Raw genomic sequence first — 12,638 nt, 5'->3', positions numbered from 1 at the left:
TTTTTTAATCAATTAACTTTGAAGTTTTTAGGAAGCGCTCGATTATTACCGCAACCTCTGCACGTGTAATATTATCTGCTGGGGCTATCATTTGATTGCTTCTTCCTGTAACAAGACCTGTTTTCACCGATAGGGCAATGTAACGTTTTGCATCATCAGCTATTTGTTGATTGTCACTAAATGGGGCTAAAATTGAATTAATTTCATCCTCTGTGATACTTGTATTGATATTCGTTAGGGACAACGCTCTGGCTAAAATAGTCATCGCTTGCTGACGTGTTATTTTATCATTTGGTCCAAATTTGCCGTTACCATAACCTTGAATAAGATTATATTCTGTAGCTGTATTTAAATAGTGTGCGTACCATGCATCTTGTGCAACGTCGCTATATTTTATTGTACCTTCACTTGGCTTCAACCCTAAACCGCGCACCATTATTGCGACAAATTGCGAACGTGTAATATCTTTATTTGGTTCAAATACACCCTGACTCGTTCCATCAATAATGAAGCGAGAGCCAAGATTATTAATGCTATCCTTTGCCCAATGGGTTGTTACATCATTAAATGCAACAGGATGCCATACGACCGTATATAAACTATTTGTTAAACTATTGATTACTGCATAGTGCTTTCCTTCTTTTTGAACAACTTTCGTTGGCACGTGGTAAGTTGTGCCATCTGGTCTCACCACAACAGCTGTTGTGATTTTGCTTAAATCCGTATCGTTTGGAAGTGCAATTGTACGTTCTATATAGGTGTTAAATTTACTAATTTCACCTGTAGTGTTTCCAAATGAATAAGTCACTTTAAAGTCAATTGGCTTTGTCACTAAAGAGAAATTCTGTTCATTTGCGGCAGTATCTACTATTTGTGCTGCTTCTGCCGTTACTTTAGAAAACTCTATACGAATTTTAATATCTTTTAGTGCAACTGTTGCGCCTAATTGTTGCGAGATAGCATCAATATTAATTTGTTGGGCAGGTAATTTATAAGAGGCTGTCGGTGTTTGGACGACAATTGTTGCCTGCTTATTCTCCATAGTTTTCACGATTTCACCATTTAGCTCACCGATCATCATGTCTGCATTGGTGTCACTAATAGGAATCGTTATGATAGCGTTATTACCTGTAGTTTGTAGCTTTTCTTGAAGTTTGGCTGAATCCGCCAGTAGTGTAATTACCTTCTGATTATTAACTGTCGATTTTATAGCCTTACCAAGTGACATCTCTTCACCATTGACGATAATAATTGCTGCATCTGACGGTGCCGGATCTGGTGTCGGCGTTGTGCTTGGTGTGTCAGAGCTATTGTTACTATCACTTGTAGCAGGAGGCGCTTCCTTTGATATTAAAATTGTGTAGAGCTGATACGCTCCATCAACCGCCGTTACTATCACAGAAATTGTATTTAAACCTGTAGCTAGTTTTACAGACTGTGTAGCGAGTGTTCCGTTTACAGTCACTGTGGATTTGCTATCTTCTACAGTCGGTGTAATGATGACACTATCTACTCCAGCAGAAACTTTCGCTGTATATGTTTTTATATCTTTGTTAAAAGCAGGGCTTAATGTACCGCTTGAAATCGTTAAATTTTTCAAATTCGCATTTGAAGAATTTGATAAAGCTTTCACAATAATTGTGAATGTTTTCGATTCTGTTACATTTCCTTTTGAAATGGTCGCCGTTAACACTACAGATTGATTACCCTGCATTGCAGTCGGTCGAGTCACCTTACCATCATTCGCTATAATGTCAGACATATTGGATGACCAACTAATTGTTGTGCCATTCATACCTACAGTCGGTAATGTAATTTTTTGTGTGACTGATGTTGCTGAATCCCCTGCGCTATATATCACTGCCAAGGAACTTTTATCGTTTTGCACTTTATTCGACAGCACTTGATAAAGTATGGTATTGATTTCAGTTTGTAACATTTCAATTTTATCAAAACCTTCAGTAGGTCGAACTTGAAGCAATTGTTTACACACTTCATCTTGTTCTTCCGTAGTTAACAAATTGTAGTCACTCAAGTCCAACTGTGTTTCTTCTTCAAATACTGTCCATAACTCAAAAGCATCAACAGCACTATTGACATTTATTAATAATGAACGAGCTATGAGAGCATTTAAATAGGTCTGTCTTAATAGAGTAATTGAATTATAACCAGCTTGTGGACGCTTCTCTATCATCCAATTGGCTAATTCGTTCTGATCCGCTAATTTGAAATTCAAATACAATTGATGTGCACCAGATGTATAGTGTAATACATTCCAATCACTAAGCATTGCGGATTTCATATCCTCTATATTACTAGCATTATTAAAAGAACCTAAGTCATTTTGTGCTGCTGAGGCGTTAGACATTGGCGCTAAGCATAGCGCCAATGCAATTAAAATGAGCAATAAGCTTGATCCTTTATTTTTTTTGTATCGAATACGACTCACCCATTTCTGATCAAAATATAAAACACTTATTAGTTCGCTTTATTTATTAATAGTAGAATAATCACCAGGCTGTAACTGTCTCCATTCAGAGCTTTCAAAGATAGAAGACCCTGATTGGAATCTGCTATATCGTGCAAGACCACCATTATTCGGTAAAAGAGCAGTTGTCGAAGTTGGATCTCCTAGTAAATCGACGATTTGGCCATTGCGCTCTAAAGCGATTGCTACAATATAACTACCATTTTCAACATGGAACTCTGTATTATAATATGTCGCATTTGTTAGATCAAAAAAATCATAAAATATTTCATTAATTATGATGTAATTTGCATTATTTGCTCTAAAAATCTCTACTCTCTCAACATTGCGAGTGCTAGCTGTTGGATTATACTGATGGAGTACAATTTCATATCCTACAGTTTCTTCAAACAAATTAGGATTAGATAGTTGGATGACATCTCTACCGCTCCCACCTTGTAAAAAATCAGATATAAAAAATGTCGGTGCTTCAATAGTTACTATAAAGATTGTTGACACTTGTCCACCATTACCATCACTAGCAGTTACCATAATCCTGCTTGTTCCGATTGCTTTCGGTTGTAGTGAGAGAGTAGTCCCATTTAAAGTAACAGCAGCAACTGCCTCATTACTTGAATTCACACTTAATGTTAAGGCATCTTGATCTTCGTCGGTAAATACATCGTTCAGTTCTATATTCCAAATAACTCCATTTTCATTTCCTCGTTGATCTTTAATCGTTTTCGCTACGACTGGCGCATGATTAGAAGAAGCTGCTGTAACTGTTACTGTAAAGTTTGTTGAAATAGTGCCCCCATTGCCATCAGTAGCCGTTAAAGTAATCGTAGCTGCACCAACTTTTTGGGGTGAAATGCTCAAAATTGTGCCATTCAAACTAACAGTAGCTATGTCTGTATCATTCGATACGGCACTCAATGTTAAAACATCATTATCTGCATCTGTAAATACATTGCTAATATCAATAGTACTATCCGCGCTATTAACAGCTAATGTTTGATTTGTAAGAGCCTCTGCTACTACGGGATCTGTATTGGCTTGAAGTAAAACCTCCACTTCGAAGCTGGTCATAGCTCGTCCTACCTTCCCATCATCTGCAGTTACTTTTATTCTTGTATTGCCAGGTGCTACCCCTTCAATAATAAGTTGGTCGCCGGTAACTTGTGTCGCAACAATTCCAAAAGGAGATGGCACCACCTTATAAGTTAATGTGTCTCCATCGGCATCATAGAAAACCTTACTTAAGTCAATCACCTTTTGCGGTTGTCCCAGCGTAATAGTTTGCTTTGGGATTCTCTCAGATGCTACAACAATGGGCGATTGATTGTTAGAAGCCGCATAAGTAGAGAAACTAAGAATAGTAGAAATGACCAACATTAAACAGAGCGTTACTAAAATTTTTCTCGTATTTACTTTAATATCCAACACGAAGCCTCCTCTAATAATGTAATTGTTTTTCTTTTGATAATGCTTGTTATGTAACCCTTAAAAACGTTAAAACATCTAAAAATGTATAGATGTCCTGACTGATTATATCAATCGAAACTCTCCAATTTCTCTCCAATCCAGTGTGTAAATCCTTTCAATTCATAAAAAAATAAGCTGTCCAAATCACTTTGGACAGCTTTAACATGTATTTTATAATTTAAATTTTTGGATGGCTCCATGTAGACGGTTTGCCATGTCCGACATTTTTACAGTTTGCTTGTTCATTGCCTCTACCGTGTTCATTTGCTCGGCAGTAGCATTTTTCACTTCCGCTACATAATCACTTGCTGCATGGGCAGTTGCCGCCATTTCTTCCATAGAGGCAGAAACCTCTTCCGTATTAGCTGACATTTGTTCTGCGGAAGCATTCATTTCCTCAATTTGACCTGCTATTTCACCGACAGCTTGAACTATCTCTTCAAAGCGCTCTCCTACTGCTTCAATTGCTACTAGACCTCGCGCTACATTCTCTTCGCCATTTTCTGCTGCTTTTACAACCTCTAATGTGTGTGCCTGTACTCTATCAATTAATATATTAATTTGAGCAGCAGAGCCAGCTGTTTGCTCCGAAAGTTTTCTTACCTCCTCTGCGACTACGGCAAAGCCTTTTCCTGCATCTCCTGCACGTGCAGCTTCAATTGAAGCGTTTAATGCTAATAGGTTTGTTTGGTCTGAAATATCCGTAATCATTTTAGAAATTAGCTCTATTTCTTTCGATTCCTGTTCAAGCTTATGGATAATGTCCAGTTCTATAGCTGTTCCACGTTGTATTTCATCCATACGGCTAATCGATTGCTGGACTGCTCCGTTACTTTCACTTATTTTCTCGGAAATAAAATCCGTATTCGTAGCTATCGTTGAAGCAACTTCAGCAAAGTTTTGAATACCAAGTGCCATTTGTTCCATCGCTGAGGCACTTTCCTCCGCCATTGCCGTTTGACTTTGTGCGCCACGATCTACCTCACCTATTGCAAGTGCGATTTGCTCGGAATGTTTAGTGACAGCAATTACATCTCCCATTAACTCACAAGAGGTTTCATTTACCGCAGTCGCTTCTTTACCAGCTTGCGATATCATATCTCGCATATTATCTGCCATTTTATCTAAAGCCCGCACCATTGTCCCCATTTCATCAATGCGCTTCAAATATTTAGCTGGGATTTCTTGTGTAAAATCTCCCTCTGACAATCCTTCACTAATACGAAGTACGTGGCGAAGCGGTTTGCTTACAGATTTCGATATCGCAAACGAAATAAACATTCCTAAGATAGAGACGATAATCGTCATTATAATAAAGTTTGTCTTCAATTGTGAAAGCCCTGCTAGCATTTCATCCTCTAGTGCGACGACCCCCATTTTCCAACCATTATCTAACGTATGATACCCCATTAAACTTGTACCTTGTTCCTTTGTATCGAAAGAGAAATAGCCATTTGTATTCCGAATCATTTCTTTTGCAGCTAACGATTCCCCTGTTATTTCGCCAGATTCTTCTGCGGCAGAAATTGCATTCACTTGCTCTTTCACAAGGGCATGGTTCTTATGTCCAATAACGGTACCTTTTGCATCTAACATAAGGGCATAACCATTTTCTCCAACTTGAATGTCTTCAACAATGTTAGATAAATAATAACCATCTATACGCGCTAACAATAATGCTTTTTCACCTGTCACAGTATCGATTGGTGCTACGATTAATATAACTGGTTCACCTGTGACACGACTAATCGTGATTTCTGACATTACTGTCTTGCCTGTAAACCCTTCCTTTATATAATCTCGATCACCTAAATCTGCTGTTGTATTATCTAAATAATGGGCTACGCCATCAGATGTGATAATGCCAAAGCCTAGATAATTTTTACTATCATCCATACGCTTTGTTAAATAGGTTTTTTGCTCCTCAAAGTCCATACCACGGATAACTGCTTGTTCCGCAATAGCCTCCACTTCCACTAAAGCTAGCTGAAAGTGCTCCTCTATATATTTTGATACATCTGCTGCTCTCGCTATCAAATTCGATTCAACCTGTTCTTCAACTGCTTTTGTACTATTCATCCATGTAGAAAAACCAAGGGTACCACATGTAACAAATACTAAAGCGATAATTGCTATAACTAATTTACCACCAATACCTTTAATCCACATATTCTCTTTGCTCATTTCTCCAAATTTATTTTTCATTATCATTTTAATTTTTGTAATTTTTTGCCCTTCTTCCTCAAGAGTAAGGTCACTATAACTAGAAGTCAATAAAAGTTTTCCAATAAGAATAAAAATTGTCTAAAATTGTATTTATCATCATACTCATAGTGCTTATAGTCTAATACATTTTATCCATACACTTCCTAAATCGTTATTAAATAGATTGTTTTAATGGATAAAATTAAAACTTTTTCCATGGTAATTTGATTATAATTTGCTTTTTTTGTTGATTATAAAAAATAGAACACAATCTGTTTACTTTGGAGGGGTGTATTTTATATGAGTGCAGATAAGAATGTCTCACGTCGTGATTTTTTAAAAACAACAGGTATTGCAGCTGGTACATTAGTCGGTGGTGGATTAATTGGTGGTCTTGTTGGCTATAACATCAACGGTAAAGGCACTTCTACATTAGAGCATGGTAATGGGACGACAAATGAAGCTGCCGGTTCACCTAAAGCAAAAATGTTTTTCATGAACGAACGCGATTTTAAAATTTTATCGAATGCTACTGAACGTATTTTTCCTAAGGATGATTTAGGACCTGGTGCAATTGATTTAGATGTACCTTACTTCATAGATCATCAGTTAGCCGGACAATATGGCAGTAATTCCAAAGAATATATGCAGGGACCTTTTGGTGAAGGCTCTCCTACACAAGGCTATCAAAGTCGCTTAACACGCGCTGAAATTTTTAAACAAGGCATTGCCAAAATGGAAACGGAAGCTCAAAGTCGCTTCAAAAAAAGCTTTAATGATTTAGAGGGCAAGCAAATGGATGAAATATTAACAGCTTTTCAAAAAGGTGACATCCAAATGAGTGGTGTAACTTCCGCGTTCTTTTTTGCACTATTACGTGCCGCTACTTTAGAAGGTGCATATTCAGATCCTTTATACGGTGGGAACCGAGATATGGAGGGTTGGCGTATGAAAGGCTTCCCTGGTCATCAAATGGCTTATATCACAATGATTGAAGATCCTAAGTTCAAAAAAATTGAACCAAATCAATTAGGCAATCACTAATCTAAGGGGGGTTTATAAATGGCAACAACATTACCAAGTGTAGACGTTGTAACAGTAGGTGTTGGGTGGACAGGTGGCATTGTCGCTGCTGAGTGCTCGAAAGCTGGATTAAAGGTCGTTGGTTTAGAACGTGGTCAGAAGCGTGGCACTGAAGATTTTTTAAGTATTCATGATGAATACCGCTACGCAATTCGCTATGATTTAATGCAAAATCTTTCAAAGGAAACAGTTACTTTTCGTAATAATCGAAAGATGCAAGCTTTACCGATGCGTCAACTCGGTTCCTTTTTATTAGGTGAGGGGCTTGGAGGGGCTGGGACGCACTGGAATGGTATGACATTCCGCTTTTTACCGTATGACTTTCAGATTAAAACAATGACAGACGAGCGTTATGGGGCAAATAAATTAGGGCCTGACTATCTATTGCAGGATTGGGCACTAAACTACGATCAATTAGAACCCTATTTTGATAAATTTGAAAAAACACTCGGCATTTCAGGGGATGATAAAAATCCGTTTGCAGGTAAACGCTCAAGTGCCTATCCAACACCTCCTATGAAAATGACGCCTATGCTACAACAATTTGAGAAAGCAACGAAAAATCTAAAATTATCACCTTATATGGTTCCTTCTGCCAACATCTCAGAAGTCTATAAAAATCCTGATGGTGAAACAATTAATGCTTGTCAATATTGTGGCTTCTGTGAACGTTTCGGTTGTGAATATGGGGCAAAATCTTCCGCGGAAATTACCGTAGTACCTACTGCTTTAAAAACAGGAAATTTCGATTTGCGCTTTAACTCTAACGTTGTAGAAATTTTAAAACAGGGTAACAAGGCAACCGGCGTAAGATATATCGACACGGTATCTGGTGAGGAGTTTATACAGCCTGCGAATATTGTCGTATTAACAAGCTATGTCTTCAACAACGCTAAGCTGTTAATGGTTTCTAATATTGGTCAACCATATGATCCAACAACAGGGAAAGGAACATTAGGCCGAAACTATTGTTATCAAATATTACCTGGTGCTAGTGGATTCTTTGATGAACAATACAACACTTTCATGGGTGCAGGGTCTCTTGGGATGAGTATAGATGATTACAATGGGGATAACTTTGACCATAGTGAATTAGATTTTATCCACGGTGGCAATATAGCGCTTACTCAAACAGGCACACGTCCTATTAGCTCTAACCCAACCCCTCCTGATACGCCAACATGGGGACCCGAATTTAAAAAGCAGTCTATTCATTACTATACACGTTCGTTTGGTATTGGTGCTCAAGGGGCCTCTATGCCACATAAAGAAAATTATTTGTCTCTTGATTCCAATTACAAAGATGCGTATGGGTTACCGCTCGTACAATTAACCTACAACTTTACTGATCAAGATCGTGCACTGCATAAATTTATTTCAGCTCGCGCTGCGGACATTATGAAAGAAATGGGTGCCAAAACGATTGTACCTAATGCAGAAATTACAGATTATAACATCGTCCCTTATCAAACGACACACAATACAGGTGGGACAGTTATGAGCTCAACACCAGATAAGGGCGTTGTGAACAACTATTTACAACATTGGGATGTAGAAAATCTTTTTGCTATAAGTGCTGGAAGCTTTGCTCATAATAGTGGCTATAATCCAACTGGTACCCTCGGCGCACTAGCTTATCGTTGTGCAGAAGGTGTTGTGAAATATAGCAAATCAGGTGGTTCTTTAGTGTAGGGCAGCTATCTTTACTATAGAAAATTGGAGAGGAGGATGAAGCGATGGGAGGTCTTGGTGCAATCGGCATTCCTGGGTTAATTATCATTTTGGTCATTGTACTTATCGTTTTCGGTCCAAAAAAATTACCAGAAATCGGTGGTGCAGTCGGTAAAACATTTGCAGAGTTCAAAAAGTCAACAAAAGGATTAATGGATGACGACGATGAGCCTGCGAAAAAAGTAGAAAAAAAATCTGATGTTTCGTAGGAGGTTTCCTATGGATCCTTATGAAGAAAAAAATTATTTAAGTCCGCTCGATAAAAAGCAAACAGAGCCTCCATCCTTACAGGAGGCTTTTGTTGAAATAGCCAGTATTGACGATGAGCAGACAATTGTCGAAGATAAACCAATTTTCCCTGTAAACTCTCTGCTCGAGCATATTACAGAACTGCGTAAACAAATCATTAAAGGGCTTGTTGTCTTTCTATTATTTTTTGTTGTCACATTTTCTACCATTAATATTTGGTTTCCTTATGTAACTCGTGGCCATTCACTTATTATATTAGGGCCTTTAGAAGTCGTTAAGTTTTATATGACCATTTCAACTACTCTAGCCTTTGGTCTATCGATGCCCTTTCTCGTTCACTTTCTTTGGAGCTTTGTAAAACCCGGCTTAAAGGAAGAGGAAAGCCGTTTTCTCGGGCTCTATGCACCTGTAATGTTTGTGCTCTTTTTATTAGGTATCGCATTTGGCTATTTTGTTGTAAACCCACTTAGCTATTCATTTTTAGTAAGCTTAGGTGCTGCTAATTTTGATGTAATGGTATCTGCTAGTGAATACATGCATTTTTTAATTATGACGACTGTACCACTCGGCTTATTATTTGAGTTACCCATCGTTGCACTCTTTTTATCGTCCATTGGTTTACTAACTGCCGAATCCATGAAAAAAATACGAGGCTGGTCCTATATCGCTATGGGTGTTGGCTCTGCAGTTATTACACCACCTGATTTCATTAGTCAATTACTTGTATTAATACCGATGATTATTTTATACGAAATTAGTATTCATCTTGTTAAACGTATAGAACGTAAACAACTAGAAAGCACTGCGTAACTATAACGCAGTGCTTTCTAGTTATTTATTTCTGTTGCGGGCTTGAGTGCCTGGCAACCAGTGCTTATTTTTTCTTTAAATCCATGACAATAATTTCTGGTAGATTAAAAATTCGATATGGTACACTACTATTTCCTAGACCTCGGCTAACGACCATTTTGGTGCGTTCTTCCTCGTATAAACCAGCAGTGAACTTAGGAAACAGTCCCTGTCCTGGCGCCACAAGTCCTCCCATGCCAGGAATCCGTACTTGCCCACCATGTGCATGTCCCGAGAATACCAAATCTATTCCTTGATTTACATACGTACTAAACACTTCTGGTCGATGCGCCAGCAATAACTTTAGCATATCTTCTGGAACATACGCTGTCGCCAACTCTAGCATTTCTTCTGTCGATCTACCCATTAACGGATCTTCAATACCAAGAATCGCCAAGCGCTCCCCGTCGCGCTCTAGCACGGTCGATTCATTAGCCATCACATGTACACCTAACGATGAAAGCGCCTCATAAATTTCATTAACCTTATTCGACGCCACTTCATGGTTTCCTAGTACATAATATACATCCGCTAATTCAACTAGTCCTTTAACTGCCTGTAGACTTTGTTTTAAATCGTAACGATTGCTATCAATCACATCACCCGTGATAAAAATATAGTCAGGATTCGTATCCTTAACCTTAGCAATCAGTTTTTGCTGATTGTTACCAAAGCGGGCATCATGTAAATCCGATACTTGTACAATGCGTAGCCCATCAAAGTTGGCAGGCACCTTTTCTGATTCGAATACATGTTTACTAACGACTAGCCAGTGATTGTTTACGTACAAAAAAATGACTATAAAAAGAATAAAAAAGATACCATATAATAATTTTTTCAATCGCAATCGCTCACTTTGCGGCTACTTTTTTTCAGAATAAAACTCTGACTACTCTATTATAAGCAAAAACCAAAGTGATTGTAAGTATATGCACTTTAATAATATAAAATGCACACAAGTACTATCTTCATATTCCTTCATTCTTTAGCATATGGCATCCAAAATCCACACTACTTGTTAGATTGAGATTCTCGTTGCGCCATCATTATTACTAGAATACAATTTCAAAAAAAACGCATTTAGTTCTCTTCTTTAAAGGAGCTAAATGCGCTTCACTATTTATAACACTTTTTCTAAGAAGTCTTTTGCACGTTGTGTAGAAGGAGATGTGAAAAATTCTTCTGGAGGTGCATCCTCTATTAGCTTTCCACCATCAAGGAATAAAATACGATCCGCTACCTCTCGAGCAAAGCCCATTTCATGGGTAACAATTAACATCGTCATCCCTGAATCTGCTAAATTTTTCATAACTGCCAATACTTCTTTAACCATCTCCGGGTCCAGTGCTGAAGTCGGCTCATCAAATAGTATCACTTTTGGGTCCATTGCTAGTGCTCTGGCAATTGCCACGCGTTGTTTTTGACCACCTGAAAGGCGACTTGGATACTCATTGCGTTTTTCAAAAAGCCCTACTTTTGTTAGTAAATCTTCAGCTACTTTGATCGCTGCGGTCTTATCCATTCCCTTTACATTGATAGGTGCATACGTTAAGTTTTCTAATACGGTTTTATGTGGGAAAAGGTGAAAATGTTGAAATACCATACCTACTTCTTCACGTATTTTCATAATATTTGTCCCTTTGTCTGTCAGGACATCGCCAGCAATTGTTACCTTCCCACTCGTCGGTTCTTCTAATAAATTTAAGCAGCGTAGGAATGTAGATTTACCAGAACCGGAAGGCCCTATAATGGCAATTACTTCTTTTTCTTTTATTTCAGTTGAAATACCTTTCAACACTTCGTTTTGCCCATATGATTTGTGTAAATCTTCAATTTTAATCACTTTTTCTCATTCCTTTCTCGATTCGTTTACCAAGGAACGTTAAGACAAGCGTCATAATATAGTAGATTATCCCTGCAAATAATAATGGTTCAAGATATCGATAGGTTGAACCCCCTACAATATAGGCACGGCGCATAATATCAAGGGCACTAATGACTGTTACAACTGCTGTTTCTTTGTTTAATGTAATAAATTCATTTACTAAAGAAGGTAAAATATTTTTCACTGCTTGTGGAATAATAATATCCTTCATCATTTTTGAATATGGAATACCTAGTGCTTGAGCTGCTTCCATTTGACCTTTATCAACGGCATTAATACCCGCACGAATAATTTCTGAAATATAAGCTCCAGAGTTTAAGCCAAACGCAATAATTGCAGTTGGAATTGGCTGAATTTGAATGTCTAGTAGCTGTGGAACAGCGTAGTAAATAATTAATAATTGTAATACAAGTGGCGTCCCGCGGAAAATTGACGTGTAAAAGTCCGCTAACCAGCGTAGCATTTTTACTTTCCCAATTTTACATAATGCTAGTAATATACCAACGATAAACCCAATGAGAGAAGCACCGATTGCTATTTGAAGTGTAACACCTATTCCTTTTAAAATATAAGGAATAGAGGGAATGATTGCTGAGAAATCTAAATTCACAGCGTACCCTCCTTTCTCGTTTCCTTTTAGTGAAATGGACAAGCGATAGCCCTAAATAGGGCTATCGCATATCG

At 37.9% G+C, this 12,638-nt stretch carries 10 protein-coding genes; 4 read left to right on the top strand and 6 right to left on the bottom strand.

Features of this window, described 5'->3' with window-relative positions; genetic code table 11:
* Nucleotides 1–4 precede the first annotated feature (4 nt).
* From I5435_RS00895 to I5435_RS00885, 3 genes are all read right to left on the bottom strand, one after another.
* Complete coding sequence (locus tag I5435_RS00895) at nt 5–2,407, bottom strand: immunoglobulin-like domain-containing protein (protein WP_337983078.1); 2,403 nt, start codon at nt 2,405–2,407, stop codon at nt 5–7.
* 81 nt (nt 2,408–2,488) lie between these two features.
* Entirely contained in the window at nt 2,489–3,910 is a 1,422-nt protein-coding gene (locus I5435_RS00890) for an Ig-like domain-containing protein (protein ID WP_337983077.1), read from the bottom strand.
* A gap of 213 nt (nt 3,911–4,123) precedes the next feature.
* Nucleotides 4,124–6,136, bottom strand: a complete 2,013-nt coding sequence (locus tag I5435_RS00885; RefSeq protein ID WP_337983076.1) for a methyl-accepting chemotaxis protein — start codon at nt 6,134–6,136, stop codon at nt 4,124–4,126.
* A gap of 321 nt (nt 6,137–6,457) precedes the next feature.
* Between I5435_RS00885 and I5435_RS00880 the strand changes: the two genes are divergently transcribed.
* From I5435_RS00880 to tatC, 4 genes are read left to right on the top strand one after another with little or no spacing between them, the layout of a single operon-like run.
* Nucleotides 6,458–7,201, top strand: a complete 744-nt coding sequence (locus I5435_RS00880; RefSeq protein WP_337983075.1) for a gluconate 2-dehydrogenase subunit 3 family protein — start codon at nt 6,458–6,460, stop codon at nt 7,199–7,201.
* Between the two features lie 18 nt (nt 7,202–7,219).
* The gene (locus I5435_RS00875; RefSeq protein WP_025218366.1) at nt 7,220–8,932 is read left to right on the top strand and encodes a GMC family oxidoreductase; all 1,713 of its coding nucleotides are present in this window, start codon (nt 7,220–7,222) and stop codon (nt 8,930–8,932) included.
* 44 nt (nt 8,933–8,976) lie between these two features.
* Nucleotides 8,977–9,180, top strand: coding sequence for a twin-arginine translocase TatA/TatE family subunit (gene tatA / locus I5435_RS00870; RefSeq protein ID WP_024360772.1), 204 nt, complete (start codon nt 8,977–8,979; stop codon nt 9,178–9,180).
* A 10-nt stretch (nt 9,181–9,190) separates the two neighbouring features.
* Nucleotides 9,191–10,030 carry a twin-arginine translocase subunit TatC gene (tatC, locus tag I5435_RS00865; protein ID WP_337983074.1) on the top strand — a complete coding sequence of 280 codons (840 nt, stop codon included), beginning with the start codon at nt 9,191–9,193 and terminating at the stop codon, nt 10,028–10,030.
* Nucleotides 10,031–10,094: 64 nt separating this feature from the next.
* On the opposite strand, the gene I5435_RS00860 is transcribed toward tatC, so the two are convergent.
* The 3 genes from I5435_RS00860 to I5435_RS00850 form a co-directional block, all read right to left on the bottom strand.
* Nucleotides 10,095–10,910, bottom strand: coding sequence for a metallophosphoesterase (locus I5435_RS00860; RefSeq protein ID WP_108031174.1), 816 nt, complete (start codon nt 10,908–10,910; stop codon nt 10,095–10,097).
* Nucleotides 10,911–11,189: 279 nt separating this feature from the next.
* Complete coding sequence (locus tag I5435_RS00855; protein WP_024360775.1) at nt 11,190–11,912, bottom strand: amino acid ABC transporter ATP-binding protein; 723 nt, start codon at nt 11,910–11,912, stop codon at nt 11,190–11,192.
* Nucleotides 11,905–12,564, bottom strand: a complete 660-nt coding sequence (locus I5435_RS00850; protein ID WP_024360776.1) for an amino acid ABC transporter permease — start codon at nt 12,562–12,564, stop codon at nt 11,905–11,907. Before I5435_RS00850 ends, I5435_RS00855 begins: the two co-directional genes overlap by 8 nt.
* Nucleotides 12,565–12,638: the final 74 nt, after the last annotated feature.

Origin of the sequence: Lysinibacillus sp. C5.1, assembly GCF_016350185.1 — a bacterium.
GTDB lineage: Bacteria > Bacillota > Bacilli > Bacillales_A > Planococcaceae > Lysinibacillus > Lysinibacillus sphaericus.
This window is presented reverse-complemented; position numbering and strand designations above follow the sequence as displayed.

Excerpts from the sequence above, each read along its gene's own strand:
- I5435_RS00875 (WP_025218366.1), top strand. The coding sequence starts at position 7,220 with ATGGCAACAACATTACCAAGTGTAGACGTTGTAACAGTAGGTGTTGGG.
- tatA (WP_024360772.1), top strand. The coding sequence starts at position 8,977 with ATGGGAGGTCTTGGTGCAATCGGCATTCCTGGGTTAATTATCATTTTG.
- I5435_RS00880 (WP_337983075.1), top strand. The coding sequence starts at position 6,458 with ATGAGTGCAGATAAGAATGTCTCACGTCGTGATTTTTTAAAAACAACA.
- tatC (WP_337983074.1), top strand. The coding sequence starts at position 9,191 with ATGGATCCTTATGAAGAAAAAAATTATTTAAGTCCGCTCGATAAAAAG.
- I5435_RS00885 (WP_337983076.1), bottom strand. The coding sequence starts at position 6,136 with ATGAGCAAAGAGAATATGTGGATTAAAGGTATTGGTGGTAAATTAGTT.